We start from the raw sequence: 19,722 nt of genomic DNA on the forward strand, positions 1-19,722 counted from the left end.
GACCGCATCCAGGCGGTCGTCGACGACGGCCACCTCGTCGTCGTCGCAGCCGGCAACAACAGCGGCGCCGACGCCTGCTCCGTCTCGCCCGCGGCGGCGCCGAGCGCGATCACCGTGGGGTCGACGACGTCGACGGATGCGCGCTCCAGCTTCTCGAACATCGGCACGTGCCTCGACCTCTTCGCCCCGGGCTCGAGCATCGCCTCGGTCGATTGGGACTCGACCGCGACGATGACCATGAGCGGAACATCCATGGCATCACCGCACGTCGCCGGTATCGGCGCGCTCGTGCTGAGCCAGAACCCGGGACTGACGCCCGCGCAGGTGACGAGCATGATCATCGACGGCGCCCAGACCGGCGTCGTCACGAACGCCGGCACGGGCTCGCCCAACCGACTGGCGAGCGTGCGGTTCTTGCCGCTGCGGCCGGGGGCGCTCACGGGCATCTCGTCGACAGTCGACGAGCAGTCGCGGATCGTCGTGGACTGGAGCGCGCCCGTGGCGCAGACCGGGCTCGCCGTCACCGATTACGCGATCGAGTACAAGGCCGCTTCGGCGTCGACCTGGACCCGCGTGAACGACGGAACAAGCACGGCGACGTCGTTCACCTTCACGACGCTCGCCGAAAGCACGACCTACGACGTGCGGGTCGCCGTCGTGAGCGGCACCGGCCTCGGTGCCTGGTCGACCGTGCAGGCGACGGTGCCGCGGCTCACGCCCACCGCGGTCGGAACCCTCTCGGTCGATGACGCCACCTGGAACGCCCTCTCGCTGAGCTGGACGGCACCCGAGACCTCGGGGGCGAGCGGTGTCGTGGACTACGAGCTGCAGTACTCGAGCACCGGCAGCAGCACATGGACCACGGTGGCCGACGGCGTGAGCTCGACCCCCGAGGGGGTCGTCACCGGGCTCGCCTCGAACCGCGAGTACCAGGTGCGCGTGCGGGCCGTGAACGACGACTACTCGGGTGCGTGGTCGACCGTGACCGCGCGCACGCAGACGGTCTCGCCCGCAGCGGTCACGTCGCTCACCGTCACCGACACCACGGCGACGAGCATGTCGCTGAGCTGGACGGCGCCCGAATGGTCGGGCTCGACGCCCGTGTCGGACTACCGCATCCAGTACTCGGGCGACAACGGCGCGACCTGGTACACGTTCAGCGACGGCGTCAGCACCGCCACGACAGCCACCGTCAGCGGGCGCGTGCCCAACCGCAGCTACCTGCTGCGCGTCTCGGCCGTCAACGAGGGGTACACGAGCGCCGCGACCACGGTGAGCGCCCGTACCCGAACGGCCTCCCCGGCCGCCGTGACGGGGCTGACAGTCACGGGCGTGACGACCTCGAGTATGTCGCTGAGCTGGACGGCACCCACCTGGGCCGGCTCGAGCGCGATCCGCGACTACCGCATTCAGTACTCCGGTGACAACGGCAAGACCTGGTACACCTTCACCGACGGCGTCAGCACCGCCACGACGGCGACCGTGAGCGGGCGCCTCTCGAACCGTACGTACCAACTTCGCGTCGCCGCGGTCAACAGCGGCTACACCGGTAGCTACACCAAGGTCACCACCAAGACCCTCTCGGCGGCACCCGGAGTCGTGACGGGGCTCACCGTCACGGGCGTGACCAGCTCGAGCATGTCGCTCGCGTGGACCGCACCCACCTGGACCGGCTCGAGCGCGATCCGCGACTACCGCATTCAGTACTCCGGTGACAACGGCAAGACCTGGTACACCTTCACCGACGGCGTCAGCACCGCCACGACGGCGACCGTGAGCGGGCGCCTCTCGAACCGTACGTACCAACTTCGCGTCGCCGCGGTCAACAGCGGCTACACCGGCGGCTACACGAAAGTCACGACCAAGACCCTCTCGGCGGCACCCGGAGTCGTGACGGGGCTCACCGTCACGGGCGTGACCAGCTCGAGCATGTCGCTCGCGTGGACCGCACCCACCTGGACCGGCTCGAGCGCCATCCGCGACTACCGCATTCAGTACTCCGGCGACAACGGCAAGACCTGGTACACCTTCACCGACGGCGTCAGCACCGCCACGACCGCGACCGTGAGCGGGCGCCTTCCCGATCGCGCCTACCTGCTGCGCGTCGCCGCCATCAACAGTGGGTACACGGGCAGCTCGGTGACCGTCGCCACCCGAACTCTCCCCGCCGTCTGATCCGGCGCGACCTCGGCGCAGCCACCCGGGTCGCCTTCGTGGCGACTCGACAAAGAATGCCCCGCTGCCGTCGGTCGAGCCGCGCAGGAGTGCTCAAAACCCCCGGCGCCGTGTCACCGTGATCTAGCGTGACGGGCATGACCTTCCCCACGCTCATCAGCGACTTCTACGGCTTCGAGGCCCTGCTCGCCGATCACGAGAAGCAGGCGCTCGTGCGCCTGCGCGCGTTCCTGGAATCCGACGTGAAGCCCGTCGTGAACGACCACTGGGATCGCGCCGAGTTCCCTCGGCAGATCCTGCCCGGCCTGCACCAGCAGCAGGTGTTCGGCAACCTGTGGGCCGAGACGAAGGCCGGCGACTACAGCGCCGTGTACGGCGGCTGGACGGCGCTCGAGCTCGCGCGCGTCGATGCCAGCATCGCGACCTACGTCGGAGTGCAGAACGGCCTCGCCATGGGATCGATCGGGGTCGCCGGCTCGCCCGAGCAGCGCGCCGAATGGCTGCCGCGACTCGCGACCGGCGAGGTCATCGGCGCCTTCGGGCTCACCGAGCCGCTCTCGGGCAGCGACTCGGCGCAGGGCCTGCGCACGACCGCGACGCGCGACGGCGACGAGTGGGTGCTCAGCGGCAGCAAGCGCTGGATCGGCAATGCGACCTTCAGCGACATCACGATTATCTGGGCCAAGAGCACCGAAGACGGCCAGGTGAAGGGCTTCATCGTTCCGACGAGCACCCCCGGCTACAACGCCACGAAGATCGAACGCAAGCAGGCCCTGCGCATCGTGCAGAACGCCGACATCACACTCGAGAACGTGCGCGTGCCCGAGTCGCACCGGCTGCAGAACGCGAACTCGTTCCGCGACACGGCGGCCGTGCTGCGGCTCACCCGCGCCGAGGTCGCCTGGGCGGCCGTCGGCACCGCGATCGGCGCCTACGAGGCCGCGGTCGCCTACGCGACGAGCCGCGAGCAGTTCGGCAAGCCCATCGCCAGCCACCAGCTCGTGCAAGACCTGCTGAGCCGCAGCCTCGGCAACATCACGGCGAGCATCGCCCTGTGCACGCGCGTCTCGCAAATGCTCGACGACGGGGTGCAGCGCGACGAGCACGCCTCGCTCGCGAAGGCCTTCGCGACGACGGCGATGCGCGAGACGGTCGGGCTCTGCCGCGAGCTGCTCGGCGGCAACGGCATCGTGCTCGACTACGACGTCGCGCGCTTCCACGCTGACGCCGAGGCCCTCTACAGCTACGAGGGCACGCGCGAGATGAACAGTCTCATCGTCGGCCGCGCGATCACGGGAGTCGGCGCCTTCGTCTGACGCCGTCGCGGCGCGCTGGTCGACATCTCGACGGGGCCGGGTTAGCGTAGAGCGAGCGCATCGGGGGGTGCGCATCGACGGGGGGCGTGCTCGATGGGCACACGGACGTATTTCTGGCAGGTGACGGCGGCGACGCTCGCACTCGCTCTCGCGACGACGATGGGCACCGTTCCGAGCGCGCTCGCCCAGACGACCGACCCGCCGGTCGAGGTGGTGCCGACGCCGGTGCTCGAGGTCACCGAGCTCAGCGCGGCCGTCGATCCGCAGGGAGCGGTGGCGCTCACCTGGCTCGCGCCGACGACCGATGCCGTGATCGTCGACTACCGGGTGTCGTGGAGCGCGGACGGCGGGGCGACGTGGCTCGAGCATCCCGACCCCGTCACCGCCACGCCCGGCACGGCCGCGACGATGCCCCCGGCGTCCAGCTGGATCTGGCGCGTGCAGGTCGTCGCCGAGGGATTCGAGAGCACCGGCGTGCAGGTGCTCGTGACGACCCCGCCCGCGCCGGCGCCGAGCACCGCTGCCGTGGCCATCGGAGCCCCGAGCGAGGTGCGATCGCTCGAGGCGCGCTTCGTCGGCGCCCGCACGATGACGCTCACCTGGCAGAGCCCGAGCTCGAGGGGTGCGAGCGCGATCATCGACTACCGCATCGCGATCAGCCGCGACGAGGGCACGACCTGGATCGCACAGCGCGATCCGGTCGGCCCGGTCAGCCGGTACACCTTCACCGTGCAGAGCGGCACCCCGATGCTCGTCAGGGTCGTGGCCGTCAACGCCGCCGGGGAGTCGGCGCCGCAGCAGATCGCCGTGACCTCACCGACCCTGAGCACCGAGGCGCTCGAGTCTGAGAGCGCCCTGCGCGCCGCGCTCGTCGCCCGCATGGCGAGCCTGCCCGGTCGATACTCGCTGAGCGTGCGCGAGATCGGCGGACTCAACCGCGAGGTGCATATCGACGCCCTGCGGCAGCAAGAGCCGGCGAGCGTCATGAAGCTCTTCGCCGCGTACGCGACGCTCGACCGCATCGAGCGGGGAGCGCTCAGCCTGTCGAGCCCGACCCGGTCGGGCGTCTCGGTCGGATCGTGCCTGCGCGTCATGATCCACATCTCCGACAACCTCTGCCACTGGGATCTCGTGGCGACGATCGGCAATCAGCGCGTCAACGACACCCTCGCCTACGACGGCTTCATCCACTCGGTCTACCAGGGGCGCTCGATGACGGGCCGCTACTACCCCACCAAGCACACCACCACCGCGAACGTCTCGCTCATGCTGCACCGGCTCGAGACCGACTCGCTCCTCGCCGACCCGCAGGCCGATCATCTGCGCGACCTGCTGCTCACGCAGCTCTGGCGTCATCGCGTGCCGTCGGGGGTTCCTGTCGGGGTCGCCGTCGCGAACAAGACCGGCCAGCTCTGGGTCTCGTCGGGCATGATCGAAGCCGATGCGGCGATCGTCTACGGCCCCGAGTCCCGCTACGCCATCTCGATCATCGGCAGCCGGAACGCCTCGGGGTACGGCGTGCGCGTGCTCGGCCAGATCGTCTACGAGCACCTGCACGGCGACGTCGTCGATCGGGCCACCTACTCGTCGGCGAACCTGGTCACGACGCAGACGGCGGTGCTCTACCGCTACGCCGGCCGCATCCCGCTACGCGGGGTGCCCGAGGGCACGCGCCTGATCGCCCAGTACAGCGCCCGGCTCTGGTACCAGGTGACGTACAACGGCAAGACCTACTACGTGCACAGCGGTCGCGTGCGCAACGTCTACGACTACCCGCGGCCCGCTGAACCGCAGTAGCGCACGCACTCGCTCGGGGCGATACGGTGGCAGGGTCCGACGCATCACCCAGCGAGGAGGCCACTGTGACCGACCCGAGCCTGAGCGCCGGCGTGCGCGACGAGCAGACCGTCACGAAGCAGGGCGCCCCGATCGCGCGCGTGATCGACGGCGTGCGCATCCGCACGACGCCTCACCATGTCGACCACCGCGGGTCGGTCTTCGAGATCTTCGAGGGCATCAACGACTACTGGGACGAGCCCGTCGTCTACGCGTACCAGTTCTCGGTGCGTCCCGGCCAGGTCAAGGGATGGGGTCTGCACGAGCGCAAGCGCGACCGCTACACGATCATCTCGGGCGAGGTGCTGCTGTTCCTCTACGATTCGCGCGCCGACTCGCCCACGCACGGGCAGTCGATGCGCCTCGTGCTCTCTGACCGCGGTGTTCGGCAGGTGACGATCCCGCAGTTCGTGTGGCACCTGTCGGTCAACGTGGGCAGCGTCGAGGCATACCTCATCAACTTTCCGACCGAGGTCTACCACCACGAGTCGCCCGACCGCCTGCTGCTGCCGTGGGATGCCCCCGAGATCCCCGTCGACGTGCGGGCGCACCTGCCGATCACCTGAGCCGCATGCTCGTCACCCTCGACGACCGGCCCGACGTCGTCGCCCTCATCCCCACGCTCGGCGCGAGCCCCGCGCGGCTTGAGCGGGCCGTGGCCTCGCTCGTCGCGCAAGAGACCGACGCGCGGCTCGCTGTGCTCGTCATCGTCAACGCCGAGGACTCGGTGGGGCTCGCGCTGGACGAGCGCGTCGCGGTCGTGCACGCGGGCCTCAACCTGGGCTGGGCCGGCGGGCTCGCGTTCGGACGTTCGCTCGTGCAGGCCGCGCAGCTCTGGCTCGTGCAAGACGACATGGTGCTCGACCCGGGCTGCCTCACAGCCCTGCGCGCGGCGCTGCGTCACGACGAGGGGCTCGCGCTCGTCGCCCCCATGGTGCTGCGAGACGGCCTCGTCGCCGCGCGCACGGTCGGCGCCCATCGCGATGCGGCCTGGACCTTCTCAGGGTGGTACCCCGAGATCGATACGCCCCTCGAGGCGATCGGGGCGCTCGAGGGCTACGCCTACGTTGGCAGCCGCGGCATGCTCGTGCGCACCGCGGTGTGGGATTCCGTCGGCGGCATGGACCCGCGGTTCTACCCCGTCATGTGGGTCGACGCCGATCTGTGCAGCACGCTGCTCGCCCGCGGCCTGCGGTTTCGTTCGGTGCGCGACGCGCACTGCACCCACGAGCAGTCGGCCTCGACGCCCTCGCAGTTCTCGGCGCTGCTCTGGCACCGCAATCTGGCGCTGCTGCGGCAGAAGCACGCGGAAGGTCCGACCGGTTCGGCCCCGAGCATCGCCGGGGCGGTGGATGCCCGGCTCGAGCCCGCCCTCGTGGCGACGATCGCCCGCGCCGCTGCCTCGCTCGTGCGCGAGCTCGCCGACCGCGTCGAGCGCGACCACCACGAGCTCGACCGGCTGCGCAGCCACGTGGAGCAGCATGCCCCGCAGCACGACGCGCTGCTCGGGCGCCTCGCAGCGGCCGAGCACAGCGCCCGGCTCGCCGAGCTCGAGCTCGCCGCCATGCGGTCGTCGCGGTCGTGGCGCCTGACCGCCCCGGTGCGGGCGCTCACGGTCCGACGTGCTCGGCCGGGCGGCTCAGTCGAGCCCGGCGCCGACGGCGGGTAACACGCCGCTCGCCTGCAGAATCTCTCGCGCCGCGCGCGCGAACCCCCGCTCGGCCGCATCGCGCTGGGCGGCCGCGCCGAGCGCCGCCCCGCGCGCAGGGTCGCCCAGCAGCACGTCGATCTCGGCGGCGACGCGCTCGGGCCGCGCGCCGACGGGGATGCGCACGACCGCGTCGGCCGAGAGCTCGAGCGCCGAGCCGATCGCCGACGTGATGACAGGAACCCCAGCGGCGAAGCAGTCGGCGATCGCGGCCGAGCTCTCGCCGCGCGACGTGGAGCGCAGCTGCACGGCGATGAGCGCGCGCGCGAGCCACGCGTCGTACTCCGCGTCGTCGACGCGCCCGGTCGCGACGACGCGCGAGGCGACCCCGGCGGCGTGGGCGCGCGCCTCGAGCCGTTCCCGCGTTCGCTGGTCGAGGTGGTTCTCGCCGACGAGTGCGAACTCGAGGTGGGGGTGGCGCGCCGCGGCGACGATGAAGGCCTCCCAGACCTCCTCCGACTGCTTGACCGAGCTGAGGATGCCCATCGAGACCACGGCGTCGCGCGCGACACCGCGGTACGGCACAGGGTCGCGGTGCGCGAACACGACCGTGCGCACGGCATCACGCTGCTCGGGCTCGAGTTCGAGCCGGGCGAGCGATGCGGCGTACTGCGAGTGCACGAGCAGGCGATCGACCCGACGGGCGATCGAGCGCACGAGGGGGCGGTTGAGGTCGGCGTAGTCGGGCGTTCGGTGCGCGGGATAGCCCTCGTGCTCGACCGCGAGCTCGCCCCGCTCGAGCGCCTCGAGCGCGAGCCGCGCATCCCCGTCGACGATCTCGGGGCGCCAGGTGCGGGCGAGCCGCATGACTCCCTGCAGCGCAACATCGTGCAGCAGCGCCGTACCCCCGCGCTGGTGCCGCACGTGCGAGAACACCCCGTAGTGGTACTCGCTGTTGCCGATGCTGTAGACGATGTCGTCGTACTCCCCCTGCGCCGCCCGCACCGCGGGCAGTGCCGCCATCGCGAACAGGCGCACGCCCTCGAGCGCGATCGGGTCGGCGCCGACCGGTGCGAAGACGTCGACGTCGGCATGACGCGCCAGTTCGGGCAGCAGCCGGGCCGAGTAGTCGGCGACCCCGCTCGCGATCGGGGGCATGGGGCTGACGAGCGCGATACGCGGGCGCGTTCTGCCGTCAACGGGGGTGCGCCGCCGCGGCACGGTGTCGTCGTAGGCCTGCAGTGTGCGGGCCGCCACGTCGTCCCACGAGTAGCGCGCGGTGGCCGCGAGCCCGAGCAGCGAATCGCGCAGCGCCCCGGGTGCCAGGGCGGCGGCCATGCGATCGGCGATCGAGCGGGCATCCAGCGGATCGAAGCGCGCCGCCGGGTCGGGGACGATCTCGATCAGCGACGAGGTGTCGGCGACGATGCAGGGAGCCCCGCAAGCGAGCGCCTCGGCGACGGGCAGCCCGAAGCCCTCGAAGAGCGAGGGGAACACGAACAGCGCGGTCGACTGGTAGAGCCTGATGAGCGTGTCATCGGCGATGTAGCCGGTCAGCAGCAGGTCGTCGAGCACGCCGAGCTCGCGCGCGACGTGCTCGAGCTGCGCGCGCTCCTCGGGCCGCAGCGAGCAGACGATGACGAGCTGGTGGGCCGCGCGAGCGGCGCTCGGCAGCAGGGCGTACCCCCGCAGCAGGCCCTCGAGGTTCTTGCGGAAGTCCCAGCCGCCCGTGTAGAGCACGAAGCCCGGTCGCAGGGCGGGCAGCGAGGCGCGCGCGGTCGAGAACGCCTCGTCGCCGTCGCTCGCAGGCACGTGGTCGGGCGACACGCCAGCACCGATCGTCACGATGCGCGCGGGATCGATGCCGCCGAACTCGACGGCGTCGCGCGTCGTCGACGCCGAGATGCTGAGCACCCGATCCGCCTGCCGCACGAGCTCGAGCCGCGAGCGGTACGCGGCCATCATGCGCGCGCTCGAGAGGTAGACCTCGGGATACCGCAGCGGGATGAGGTCGTAGAGGGTCGCGACGGTCGCGCGGTACGGGCCGGGCAGGGCGTCGATGCGGCCCGGCAGGCCGAAGAACGGCGACGTGACGTGCAGCAGCTGCGCGCCGTCGCGCAGCGAGCGGTCGTCGTCGCGCACGAGGCGGCCCGAGTGCAGCAGGTCGCGCGCCGTGCGGGGCACCGGCCCATCGGCCGCGAGCACCCACGAGACGTCGCGATCACCCCGTGCCGCCTCGGTCGCGACGGCCAGCTGGGCGGTGTAGGTCGGGATGCCCCGCTCGGGATGCGTCGGATCCTGCAGACATCGCAGGTCGACGTGGACCAGGCCCGGCACCTCAGCTGCCGTCGGTGCGACGGTCGTGCTCAGCCGTGGCCGGCGGGGCCACCGTCGCGGCCCGCACCTCCTCCCGCAGCCGTGCAACGGACTCGCCGAGCACCTGCACCGAGTCGAGCAGCGCCTGGTTCACCTCGCGCACCTCGGCGAGCTCGCGCTCGAGCCGGGCGGCGGACTGCGCGTCGACGAGCGTCTCGACCCGGGCGAGGTGCTCGTGCAGACCGGCGAACCGTCGGTTGATGTACCCACGGAAGGGTGCGCTGATGCGCCGCACGAACGAAGCCACCGGGTCCTCCTCTGGTGCGACGACGGGTCAGTGGATGCTCGCACCGGCGGCGCACCGCGGTGCACCGAGAGAATCGTCCCACACCGGCCGCGAGTGGGGCGCCGGTAGGCTGGCGGTCATGTCCTGGCTCCGCGACCGGCGCGTGGCCCTCGCCGCAGTCACGTTCTTCACGCTGCTTGCGGGCGACGCCTGGCGCAATTCGATCAGCTGGTACGGGTGGGGCGCCGTCGTCGTCCTCATCGTCGCCGGCTGGATCGCCGTCGCCGTCGAGCATCGCGTCGATCTGCGGCGCATCCCGATCGCCCTGGGCGCCTTCGCGGGGCTCGCAGCGCTCTCGATCGTGTGGTCGGCCTACCCCTCGGCCTCGGCGATCGGCATCCCGCTCACGCTCGCCACGATGCTCGTCGGGGTCGTGCTGGCCCACACCGTGCCGCTCGATCAGGTTCTGCGCGCGCTCGGCGTCGCCCTGCGCTGGATCCTGGGGCTCTCGCTCGCCTTCGAGCTGTTCGTGGCCGCCGTGCTGCGGCGCCCGGTGCTGCCGCTCTGGGTCGACTACGACGAGCCCGTGCCGCGCGCCTTCTACTGGTCGCGGGCGCTGCTCTTCGAGGGCGGGCGCATCCAGGGCATCCCCGGCAACGCCAACCTGCTCGCCTTCGCGGCGCTGCTCGGCGTCATCGTCTTCGGCATCCAGCTCGCTGAGCGGCGCGTCGGACGAGCGGCCGGCTGGGGCTGGCTCGGCGCCGCGCTGCTCACGCTCGGCCTGACCCGATCGTCGACCGTCATCGTGTGCGCGGTCGGCGCCGCGGCCGTGCTCGTCATCGTTCTGCTCGCGCGCCGGTACTCGCTGCGCGGGCAGCTCGTCGTCTACAGCGTCGCGACGGCGATGCTCGCGATCGTCGTGGCCGGGGCGATCGCGGGCCGCGAGACCCTGCTCGCGCTGCTCGGTCGCAGCGACGACCTCACCGGCCGCCTCGACATCTGGGCCGCCGTGATCGATCTCGCCCAGCAGCGGCCCGTGCTCGGCTGGGGCTGGGTCAGCTACTGGGCGCCGTGGGTCGAGCCCTTCGACGACCTCGCGGTCATCCGCGGCGTCACCTACCTGCAGGCCCACAACGCGTGGCTCGACGTCTGGCTGCAGCTCGGGGTCGTGGGGGTCGTGGTGTTCGGCATCCTCGTGGTCACGACCGGCGTGCGCACTCTCGCGTGGTCGGTCGACTCGCCGCGCGACAGCCGCGAGACCCCGACGCTGCGCCTGCTGCCCGTGCTCGTGCTCACCGTGCTGCTCGTGCACAGCCTCGCCGAATCGCGATTGCTCATCGAGGCCGGCATGGTGATGCTGGTCTGGCTCGCCGTCGCATCGCGCAGCCATCGTCCGGCTCCCGCGGCGCCTGCGGTCGAGAGCAGAACACCATGACCCCCGAGCCTCTCGCCACGGTGCGCGCCGTGCTCGGGTCTGCCCGCGTCACGCAGGCCCTCACCGAGGCCATCATCGGCGTGGCGCTCGTCACCCACGCCGTGCGGTCTCTCGTCGGTTGGCCGGGGGCGATCGCGATCATCGCCGTGCTCGTCGTGCTGGCCGCGGTCTCGCTCGCGAGCCAGCCCGAGCGCACCGAGTGGCGCGGCGTGCTGCCCCTCTCGCTCATCGCCCTCTTCTCGCTGCTCTCGGTGAGCATCATCTGGAGCCAGTACACCTGGGCGACCGTCGGCGGCATCGCCTACGCTTTCGCCTTCGGGTTCTTGGGCGTCTACATCGCCCTCGTGCGCGACCTGATCCAGCTCGTTCGCGCCGTCGGCAACGCCCTGCGGGTCATCCTGACCGCATCGTTCGCGCTCGAGATCCTCAGCGGCGTGATCCTCGACACGCCCTTCGCCTGGATCGGGATCTCCGGCGACCTCGCTCTCGGGGGGCCCGTCCAAGGGCTCGCGGGCACGCGCAACGCCCTCGCCTTCCTCGGCGCCCTCGCGGTGCTGAGTTTCTGGATAGAGTTCCGCACCCGCTCGGTCTCGCGCGGGCTCACGGCCTACTCGTTGGCACTCGCCGGCGCGACGATCGTGCTCGCCCGCTCCCCCGTGTCGCTGCTCGTGCTGCTCGCGGTTCTCCTCACGGGCTTGGCGCTCGTCGTGATCCGTCGCCAGCAGCCCCTCGCACGCCGCGCCACGCAGAGCGCCCTGCTCGTGGCGGCCGTCGCCTTCGCCCTCATCGCCTGGGTGTTTCGCGGCGCGCTCGTCGGCGTGGTGGATGCCGCGGCCGACGTCGCCGTCCGCACGAGCGTCTGGGGCTCGGTGCGGGCCCTCATCGACCAGCAGCCCGTGCTCGGGTGGGGCTGGGTCGGGCCGTGGCCGACCGAGGTGTACCCGTTCTCGAGCGTGCGATCGAGTTCAGGGCTGCAGCCCGACTCCGCCCTCAACGCCTACGGCGACATCTGGCTGCAGCTCGGGCTCGCGGGACTCATCGTGCTCGTCACGGCGCTCGGGCTCGCGTTCGTGCGGGCCTGGCTCGTCGCGAGCGATCGCCGCAGCACCGTGTACGTCTGGCCCGCACTGACGCTCGTGCTGCTCGCGACGACGAGCATGACCGAGAGCTACCTGCTGTTCGAGGGCGGCCTGCTGCTCTTCGTCACGAGCGCCTTCGCCGCGGCACGCAACCGCTCGTGGAGGCGGCGGCTCGACCCGTAGCAGCCCCGTGGCACGATGGACTGCATGTCGACCCCGTCACGCCGCCGCATCGTGCTCGTCGGCGATGTGGGAGCCAGCCGCACGCTGCACGTGGGCGACGAGGCGATGGCCGAGACCGCCATCGCGCAGCTGCGCCGCCGACTTGACGCCGAGCTCACCCTGCTCTCGCGCGCGCCCGCCGACACCCGAGACCGCTACGGGGTCGAGAGCATCGAGCGCATCGGATTCGCGGGACTCGACCACGAGCAGGTCATGGCACGGCACGCGCGCGTCCTGGCGCTGCTCGCGGGCGACGACGACGCGCTTCCCGCCGACGACCCCGCCCGCGGCGTGATCGCCGCGATCGAGGGCGCCGACGGCGTGCTCATCACGGGGGGCGGCAATATCACCACCCTCTACGCCGAGCACCTGGCCGAGCGCGCGGCGGTGGGTGCGATCGCCGCCCGGCACGGCGTGCCGCTCGTCATCGGCGGGCAGAGCCTCGGCCCGCACTTCGACGAGGGCGACGCATCACTCGTGGCCGAGCTGCTCGACCGGGCCGCGCTCGCCGCGGCGCGCGAACCGGGCTCGTTCGCGCTGGCCCGCGGCCTCGCACCGCGAGCGGCGGTCGTCGAGACCGGCGACGACGCCGCACTGCTCGACCCTGCCGACGAGCCCGACGCAGCGGTCGCGCGGCGCCACGGTCTCGAGCCCGGCGCCTTCGTCGCCGTGAGCTTCTCGCCCGCCTCAGGAACGATCGGCTACCGCGCCCTGCTCGACGACCTGCGTTCGCTCGTCGCGTCGATCGCGGCCGCCACGGGCGTGACCGTGGTGCTGCTGCGCCACGAGGGCGCCATCGACCCCGCCCTCACGCTCGCCGACGACGCCATCGCCCAGTCTCTCAAGGGCATCGTCGGCGTGCGATCGATGCGCGTGCGCGACGCCCGCACGACCGCCGCCCTGACCCGCGCGGCCGCCCTGTGCGTCACGAGCCGCTACCACGGCGCCGTCTTCGCTCTCGCGGGATCGGTGCCGTGCGTCGCGCTCTGGCCCGAGCACTATTCGCAGCAGAAGATGCGGGGGCTGCTCGAGCACCACGGCCTGGGCACCTGGAGCGCGCCGCTCACCGCCATCGGCACGGGTCACGCCGCCCGACTGGTCGCGGCGGCCTGGGCCGAACGCTCAGCCATCGCGGCGCACCTCGAGCGCGCGCGGCCCGCGGCCGTCGGCCACGCGACGGGGTGGTGGGATGCGGTGGCCGCGGTGCTCGACGGCCGCGAGCCCGCCCTGCCCGGGCCGTTCGTCGCCCCGCCTGAGCTGGCCGTCGCGGCGCCGCTGCGCGACGAGCTCTCACGGCTGGCCGCGCTGACCCTGCTCGTCGAGCAGTCCGGAGCATCGCCCGAGCCCGACGCCGTCGACTGGCACGCCCGCGTGCGCGAGCTCGAGGCCAGCACCTCGTGGCGCGTCACGGCGCCGCTGCGGGCGCTCGCGGCCCGCATCCGCCGCCGCTAGAACGAGTTGCGCAGCGCGGCGATGCCGCCCTCGGTGTCGCCGTCGAAGACGACGCGCCCGTGCGAGAGCACGATCGCGCGGTCGCAGACGCGCGTGACCTGGTCGGCCGAGTGGCTCACGAACAGGATCGTGCGACCCTCTTGCTGGAACTCGCGGATCTTGTCCATGCATTTCTTCTGAAAGCGCTCGTCGCCGACGGCGAGCACCTCGTCGACGAGCAGAAGGTCGGGGTCGACGTGCACCGCGATCGCGAACGCGAGCCGCACGTACATTCCCGACGAGTAGAACTTGACCTGCGTGTCGATGAACTCGTGCACCTCGGCGAAGTCGACGATCGAGTCGAAGTAGCGATCGGTCTGCTTGCGAGAGAGACCGAGGATCGAGCCGTTGAGGTACACGTTCTCGCGCCCGGTCAGGTCGGGGTGAAAACCGGCGCCGAGCTCGAGCAGCGCCGCGACCCTGCCCCGGCGCTCGACGGCGCCGCGCGTCGGCTCGATGATGCCGCCGATGACCTTGAGCAGCGTGCTCTTGCCCGAGCCGTTGGCGCCGAGCAGGCCGACCGAGGTGCCGATCGGCACCTCGAACGAGATCTCATCGAGCGCCCAGAAGTCGTCCTTGTGCTGGTTCGAGCGGCCGAAGTTGACGAGACGCTCTTTGAGCGACTTCTCTTTGCGGATGACGAAGCGCTTGGCGACGCCGTCGACGCGCACGATCGTGGATGCGGTGGCCATCAGATCTCCTGTGCGAAGTTGCCCTGCAGGCGCGAGAAGACCCGCTGCGCCACGACGACGAGCACGAGGCCGACGACGAAGGTGATGAGCAGCCGCAGATCGAGATCGGCAGGCCAGGGCTGCGGGGGCACGGTGACGCCGCCGAGCTCGCGCTCTTGCGAGCCGGCCGCCCAGATGCCGCGCTGGAAGGCGAGGATCGCGGTCGACATGGGGTTGATGAGGTACGCGCTCTCGAGCCAGGGCAGGTCGGAACGCTCGCCCGCCTCGACCACGAACGACCACGAGTAGACGATCGGCGATGCCCAGAAGAACACGAGCAGGCCCACCTCGACGAGGTACTGGATGTCGCGCAGGTAGACATTGACCGCCGAGAGCAGCAGGGCGAGCGCGATGCCGTACACCGCCGCGATCGCGACCGCGACCGGGATGTAGAGCAGGTTCCACGAGATCGGGAACTGCCCCAGGGCGACGACGGCGACGATGAGGATGAGGAACTGCACGCCGAAGTTCACGAAGGCCGAGCCCGTCGCGGCGAGCGGGAAGATCTCGCGCGGCAGGTAGACCTTCTTGATGAGCCCGGCGTTCGAGAGGATCGACTGCGTGCCGGTGACGACGATCTCGCTGTAGAGGGCCCACAGGGTGAGCCCCGCGTAGACGAAGATCGCGAAGTCGGGGATGGCGCGCGCGGCGCCGAGGAACTGCCCGATCGCCACGAAGTAGATCAGCAGCATCGTGAGGGGCTTGATGAGGCTCCAGAGGAACCCGAGCGAGCTGTCTTTGTACCGGGCCTTCAGCTCGCGGCGCACGAGCAGCCCCAGCAGCTCGCGCCGCGCGATGACGTCGCGGATCGCCCGCCAGAGCCCCGCGAAGACCCCGACCCGGCCGGCGACGGTGCGCTCGAAGGGCAGGGACTCGACGTGCGCGACCCGCTGCGCCTTATCCAATCGAGGTTCCGGTGCGCACGATGCCGTACTGCATCTCTTTCAGGCGCTCGAGCGACTCTTCGGCCAGCACGCGGTTGGTGCGCTGCAGGTCGGCCAGCACACCGAGCGCGAAGGAGAGCAACGCGCCGATCAGCAGAGCGACGCCGAGGATGAGCGACTGCAGATGCTGGCCCGCATCGTCGCCGAAGAACCAGATGAGGATGAGGTACCGCACGAAGGGGATCATCGCCCCGACGAACATGAACGAGCCGATGACCGCGAAGAAGGCGAAGGGCTTGAACATGATGTAGCTGCGCAGGATCGCCTGCGCCGACTTCGTGACGTGCTGCCCCATGCTCGAGAACAGGCGCGACTCGCGCGTCTTCGGGTTCGTGTCGATCGGCACGCTGCCGATGCGCAGGCGCTTGTTGCCGGCCTGGATTATCGTCTCCATGCAGTAGCTGAACTGCGTGACGATGTTGAGCTTGATGAGGGCATCGCGCGAGTACGCGCGGAACCCGCTGGCGGCATCGGGCAGGTCGGTACTGGCCGCGAGGTTGACGACCGTGCTGCCGAGCTTCTGCAGGCGCTTCTTGAACCAGGAGAAGTGCTCGATCGTGTGCGTCTGCCGGTCGCCGATGACGATGTCGGCCTCGCCCGCCACGATCGGGGCGACGAGGTCGGGGATGCGGTCTTGCGGGTACTGGTTGTCGCCGTCGGTGTTGACGACGATGTCAGCACCGTTGAGCAGGGCGTAGTGCACCCCATCGCGGAACGACCGGGCGAGGCCCATGTTGCGCACGTGGTGCACGAAGTGCTCGACCCCGTGCTCGCGCGCGACCTCGACCGTGCGGTCGGTCGACCCGTCATCGATGATGAGGATGTGGATCTCGTCGATGCCCTCGATCTGCTTCGGGATCGTGGCGAGCACCGAAGGAAGTGTCTGCTCCTCGTTGAGACACGGAACCTGCACGAACAGCTTCATGACACTCCTGAGTTCGACTGAGGACCGGTGCGACCGTGACCCCCGTGGACCATGAACGACCATAGTTCATCGGCGTAGGCTTCCCAACTCCGCACTGCGCGTGAGCCGGCCTCGTCGGCAAGGGCCGCCCGGCGCGGCTCATCGCGCAGCAAGCCCGCGATCGCGTCGGCGATCGAGCGGTCGTCGCGCGGGTCGACGAGCACCGAGCCCGAGGTCGCGATCTCGCGCATGCTGCCGAATGCCGAGGTGATGACGGGGGTGCCGAGCGCGAGCGACTCGACGATCGGCAGCCCGTATCCCTCGTTGACCGAGGGGAACACCGAGAACGCCGCCCGACGGTAGAGGGCTGCGAGCGTCGCATCGTCGACACGGCGCAGGCTGCGCACCGGCCGCCCGGAGCGCTGCAGCTCGCCGAGGCGCTCGAGGAAGCGGGCCGAGTTCCAGGCGTTGCCGCCGACGAAAAGCAGATCGAAATCGACGCCATCGCGCCACACCAGCTCGGCGGCGTGCAGCACGGCGAGGTGGTTCTTACGCGGCTCGTGACTGCCGACGCACAGCACGAGCGGATGCCCGTCGCGCACGAGATCACGGATCGACACGGAACTCGCGTCACTGGGCACCGACTCGTCGGCGAGCACCACCGCCGAGATCTGCGGCCCCTCGATTCCCGCGGCCTCGACCATGCGAGCCCACCCGCGGTATTCGACGGCCGCCGCTTCAGAGATGGTCGCGACACGATCGAACCATGCGACCGCGGCCAGGTTGCGGGCGAAGGCGCCGCGCATCCCGCCCCCCGCGGTCTCGGGCACGGTGAGCGGCACGCAGTCGTACCCGACGACGGCCGTGGCCGAGCCGCTGTACTGCGCGAGCGACTGCAGCCGATCGAGCCGATCGGCCTCGACCGCGAGCTCGGGAAGCAGGTAGGTCGATCGCCACGGAACGACCACCGGTCGCGTGCCGCTCGTCGTGCGCGACGCGGCCTGGGCGTGATCCCACCGCTCGCCGAGCAGCTCGAAGCCCTCGTCGCCCGGCAGCCAGCCTACGATGGTCATCGGGCGGTCAGCGGCCGTCCACCGCCGCATGACGTTCACGACGACCCGCTGGATGCCCGTCTCGAGATCGGTGCGCGCGGTGTGGTGCACGTCGACGACCACTCCTCCCTCGAGGACGCTCACGGGGCGCCTCCGCATCCGCCGGGCGGGCCGGAGGGCGAGCAGCGCCTCCGCGCCGTCGAGCCGGACGCGGCGGCGCCAGGCCACGACGTCGGCCGAGGGCGGCAGCGCGCTCGTCAGCACGGCGAGCGTCAGCCAGATGCGCGAGGGCGAAGGATCCTGCTCGAGCAGCTCGGCGAGTGCCGCCACTGCCTCAGCCGGTGACAGGCCGACCTCGCGGTCGGCCGCGCCCGGCACGGCGAGCAGGCGGCCGAGCAGCGCGATGCGCTCGTGCCGTGAACGAACGCGATGCGTCACGGTCGCCGACGCGGTCATGCCGCACCTCCTGACGTCGTCGCGGGCGCGGGCGAGGCGTCGATCATCGCCGCCCAGAGCTCGTCGGCGTACTGCTTCCACGTGCGCTCGGGCCGGCGGCGCGCCTCGCTGCGCAGTCGATCGACGAGCGCGTCGTCCGCGAGCACCGAGCGCAGTGCGTCGATGAGGCTGTCATCATTGCGCGGGTCAATCACGAGGCATCCACCGTCGCGAGCGATCTCGGCCGTGCTGCCGTACGCCGTCGTGATCACGGGGGTCGCGCGCGAGAGCGCCTCGGCGACCGGCAGGCCGTAGCCCTCGTGCAGCGAGGGGAAGACCATGACGCGCGCTCGACGGTAGAAGGCGGCGAGCTCGTCGTCGGCGGCGTCGCGGCGCACCGTGATCGGTCGCCCGCGGGCGACCATGCGGGCGATCTCGGCGTCGAAGGCACCGATGTACTCGGCGCTTCCGCGGCCGACGAGCACGAGCTCGAACGCGAAGCCCTCGCGCCAGAGCACCTCGGCGGCAAACAACAGCGCCCGATGGTTCTTGCGTGCCTCGTGGCTGCCCACCGAGAGCACGAGTGCGCCGTCGTCGGTGCCGTCATCGACGACGTCGCTCGCGGCGGTCAGCTCGGCGGGCAGCGCGCAGGCGCTCACGCGCGGGCCCGTGACGCCCTGCGAGCCGAGCGCCGAGATGTACCCGGCGAACTCCTGTGCGGCCGACTCGCTGATGCCGACGACCGACGTCGAGTGCTTGACGAGAGTGAGGTAGCTCGCGAACTTCTCTGCCTCTCGCGGGTGCAGCATGTCGGCGCTCACGATCGGAATGGTGTCGTAGCCCACGAGGTGCACGCGGTTGCCCGAGAACTCGGCCAGAGCGGCGAGGCGCTCGCTGGACGCCGCGCTCGGCACCTCGACGATCACGACGTCGCTGCGCCACGGCACCACGATGTCGCTGACGGCAGCCGAGCTCTCGGATCCGCGGAACCGCGTGGCCGAACCCCAGTCGACGACCCGCTCCCGCTCGGCTGTGCTCAGCGCTCGCAGGGCAGAGCTCGCGGGCGTCCATGCGGCGAGGTGCACCTCGGCGCGCGCCGCGACCCAGCTCGCCATGGTCTCGCGCACCACGCGCTGGATCCCCGTGTTGTGCTCGTGGGTCGCGCTGAAGTCGACATCGACCACGACGGCGCGATCGAGAATCTGCATGCGGCGCTCGAGGCCCCCGCACTCGATGATGAGCGGACGCAGCGTGGCGAGAACGCCCCGCACCGCCTGCGGCCCCTCGGCCAGATCGAGCACGCGCCGCACCGCGCGCACGTCGTCTTGGCGCGGGAAGGCGCCGCACACCGCGATGATCAGCAGCCAGACGGCCTCGGCCGACTCGGCGCGGCGCGCGACCTCGACGAGCCGCGACAGCCGCTCGGCGACTCCGCCGACCGGCGCCTCGCCGAGCGCTGCGAGCGCCGCGTCGATCCGCTGGGTGGTCGCCTGGGTGAAGACCGAGCTCGGCACGGCGCTCACGAGGCTGCTCGCGTCAGTCGGGCGCGCACGATCGACCACGCGAGCGCCGCAGTGCGGGCCAGGCCGATCTCGCGCACCTTGTCGCGCAACCGGATCGCGATCGCGAGGTACTTGCCCATGCCGGCGCCGGTCGAGAGCGCGTGCATGCGCCGATGGCGAGCCGCCGCGTGACCGGCGTCGGTCAGCCAGGAGATCAGCTCGGTGTCACTCACGGGTGTCGTGACGTCTCGTCGTGACTGCACAGGAATCCCTATTCGATAATCGACCGTCGAGTGGACGCACTCTTCAACCCGATCGTCGTTAAGCAGGGGAGACGCGCCAAAGCGTTA

At 71.1% G+C, this 19,722-nt stretch carries 15 protein-coding genes and 1 pseudogene; 8 read left to right on the plus strand and 8 right to left on the minus strand.

Annotated elements, in window-relative coordinates; all coding sequences use genetic code 11:
- The 5 genes from ACK4HH_RS00005 to ACK4HH_RS00025 all read left to right on the plus strand — a co-directional run.
- A partial coding sequence (locus ACK4HH_RS00005; protein WP_409646902.1) for a fibronectin type III domain-containing protein occupies positions 1 to 2,175 on the plus strand: 2,175 nt, incomplete at its 5' end.
- A gap of 137 nt (positions 2,176 to 2,312) precedes the next feature.
- Positions 2,313 to 3,491, plus strand: coding sequence for an acyl-CoA dehydrogenase family protein (locus tag ACK4HH_RS00010; protein WP_409646905.1), 1,179 nt, complete (start codon positions 2,313 to 2,315; stop codon positions 3,489 to 3,491).
- A 93-nt stretch (positions 3,492 to 3,584) separates the two neighbouring features.
- The gene (locus ACK4HH_RS00015; protein WP_409646908.1) at positions 3,585 to 5,288 is read left to right on the plus strand and encodes a serine hydrolase; all 1,704 of its coding nucleotides are present in this window, start codon (positions 3,585 to 3,587) and stop codon (positions 5,286 to 5,288) included.
- Between the two features lie 65 nt (positions 5,289 to 5,353).
- Positions 5,354 to 5,893: a dTDP-4-dehydrorhamnose 3,5-epimerase family protein gene (locus ACK4HH_RS00020; RefSeq protein ID WP_409646910.1), complete on the plus strand. Its 540-nt coding sequence runs from the start codon at positions 5,354 to 5,356 to the stop codon at positions 5,891 to 5,893.
- Positions 5,894 to 5,898: 5 nt separating this feature from the next.
- Positions 5,899 to 6,996, plus strand: a complete 1,098-nt coding sequence (locus ACK4HH_RS00025; protein WP_409646912.1) for a glycosyltransferase family 2 protein — start codon at positions 5,899 to 5,901, stop codon at positions 6,994 to 6,996.
- Here ACK4HH_RS00025 and ACK4HH_RS00030 read toward each other — a convergent pair.
- Together ACK4HH_RS00030 and ACK4HH_RS00035 are read right to left on the minus strand one after the other, a co-directional pair.
- Positions 6,967 to 9,312 carry a glycosyltransferase gene (locus ACK4HH_RS00030; RefSeq protein WP_409646914.1) on the minus strand — a complete coding sequence of 782 codons (2,346 nt, stop codon included), beginning with the start codon at positions 9,310 to 9,312 and terminating at the stop codon, positions 6,967 to 6,969. The genes ACK4HH_RS00025 and ACK4HH_RS00030 overlap by 30 nt on opposite strands.
- A 1-nt stretch (position 9,313) precedes the next feature.
- Positions 9,314 to 9,598, minus strand: coding sequence for a hypothetical protein (locus ACK4HH_RS00035; RefSeq protein WP_409646916.1), 285 nt, complete (start codon positions 9,596 to 9,598; stop codon positions 9,314 to 9,316).
- A gap of 118 nt (positions 9,599 to 9,716) precedes the next feature.
- On the opposite strand from ACK4HH_RS00035, the gene ACK4HH_RS00040 reads away from it, so the two are divergent.
- The 3 genes from ACK4HH_RS00040 to ACK4HH_RS00050 are packed head-to-tail and all read left to right on the plus strand — an operon-like array spanning position 9,717 to position 13,765.
- Positions 9,717 to 11,012, plus strand: coding sequence for an O-antigen ligase family protein (locus ACK4HH_RS00040; RefSeq protein ID WP_409646918.1), 1,296 nt, complete (start codon positions 9,717 to 9,719; stop codon positions 11,010 to 11,012).
- On the plus strand, positions 11,009 to 12,274 hold the full coding sequence (locus tag ACK4HH_RS00045; protein ID WP_409646921.1) for an O-antigen ligase family protein: 1,266 nt from the start codon (positions 11,009 to 11,011) through the stop codon (positions 12,272 to 12,274). Before ACK4HH_RS00040 ends, ACK4HH_RS00045 begins: the two co-directional genes overlap by 4 nt.
- 24 nt (positions 12,275 to 12,298) lie before the next feature.
- Complete coding sequence (locus ACK4HH_RS00050; RefSeq protein WP_409646924.1) at positions 12,299 to 13,765, plus strand: polysaccharide pyruvyl transferase family protein; 1,467 nt, start codon at positions 12,299 to 12,301, stop codon at positions 13,763 to 13,765.
- A 2-nt stretch (positions 13,766 to 13,767) separates the two neighbouring features.
- Here the strand turns inward: ACK4HH_RS00050 and ACK4HH_RS00055 are convergent.
- The 6 genes and pseudogenes from ACK4HH_RS00055 to ACK4HH_RS00080 all read right to left on the minus strand — a co-directional run.
- Positions 13,768 to 14,496, minus strand: a pseudogene (locus ACK4HH_RS00055) (ABC transporter ATP-binding protein); the annotation flags it as partial.
- Positions 14,496 to 15,440 (minus strand): ABC transporter permease, encoded by a 945-nt coding sequence (locus ACK4HH_RS00060; protein ID WP_409646927.1) that lies wholly within the window; start codon positions 15,438 to 15,440, stop codon positions 14,496 to 14,498. The pseudogene ACK4HH_RS00055 and the gene ACK4HH_RS00060, both read right to left, overlap by 1 nt.
- Entirely contained in the window at positions 15,433 to 16,404 is a 972-nt protein-coding gene (locus ACK4HH_RS00065; protein WP_409646930.1) for a glycosyltransferase family 2 protein, read from the minus strand. The genes ACK4HH_RS00060 and ACK4HH_RS00065 overlap by 8 nt, the downstream gene beginning before the upstream one ends.
- Positions 16,401 to 17,891 (minus strand): glycosyltransferase family 4 protein, encoded by a 1,491-nt coding sequence (locus tag ACK4HH_RS00070; protein ID WP_409646933.1) that lies wholly within the window; start codon positions 17,889 to 17,891, stop codon positions 16,401 to 16,403. Before ACK4HH_RS00070 ends, ACK4HH_RS00065 begins: the two co-directional genes overlap by 4 nt.
- Positions 17,888 to 19,393, minus strand: coding sequence for a glycosyltransferase (locus ACK4HH_RS00075; RefSeq protein ID WP_409646936.1), 1,506 nt, complete (start codon positions 19,391 to 19,393; stop codon positions 17,888 to 17,890). Before ACK4HH_RS00075 ends, ACK4HH_RS00070 begins: the two co-directional genes overlap by 4 nt.
- Positions 19,390 to 19,635, minus strand: coding sequence for a hypothetical protein (locus ACK4HH_RS00080; RefSeq protein ID WP_409646939.1), 246 nt, complete (start codon positions 19,633 to 19,635; stop codon positions 19,390 to 19,392). The genes ACK4HH_RS00075 and ACK4HH_RS00080 overlap by 4 nt, the downstream gene beginning before the upstream one ends.
- Between the last annotated feature and the right edge of the window lie 87 nt (positions 19,636 to 19,722).

This window comes from Microcella sp. (genome assembly GCF_046296455.1).
Classification (GTDB): Bacteria; Actinomycetota; Actinomycetes; order Actinomycetales; family Microbacteriaceae; genus Microcella.

Bases quoted from the DNA above. Each gene is read 5' to 3' on its own strand.
- ACK4HH_RS00070 (WP_409646933.1), bottom strand. From the start codon at position 17,891: ATGACCGCGTCGGCGACCGTGACGCATCGCGTTCGTTCACGGCACGAG.
- ACK4HH_RS00045 (WP_409646921.1), top strand. From the start codon at position 11,009: ATGACCCCCGAGCCTCTCGCCACGGTGCGCGCCGTGCTCGGGTCTGCC.
- ACK4HH_RS00065 (WP_409646930.1), bottom strand. From the start codon at position 16,404: ATGAAGCTGTTCGTGCAGGTTCCGTGTCTCAACGAGGAGCAGACACTT.
- ACK4HH_RS00050 (WP_409646924.1), top strand. From the start codon at position 12,299: ATGTCGACCCCGTCACGCCGCCGCATCGTGCTCGTCGGCGATGTGGGA.
- ACK4HH_RS00010 (WP_409646905.1), top strand. From the start codon at position 2,313: ATGACCTTCCCCACGCTCATCAGCGACTTCTACGGCTTCGAGGCCCTG.
- ACK4HH_RS00025 (WP_409646912.1), top strand. From the start codon at position 5,899: ATGCTCGTCACCCTCGACGACCGGCCCGACGTCGTCGCCCTCATCCCC.
- ACK4HH_RS00015 (WP_409646908.1), top strand. From the start codon at position 3,585: ATGGGCACACGGACGTATTTCTGGCAGGTGACGGCGGCGACGCTCGCA.
- ACK4HH_RS00040 (WP_409646918.1), top strand. From the start codon at position 9,717: ATGTCCTGGCTCCGCGACCGGCGCGTGGCCCTCGCCGCAGTCACGTTC.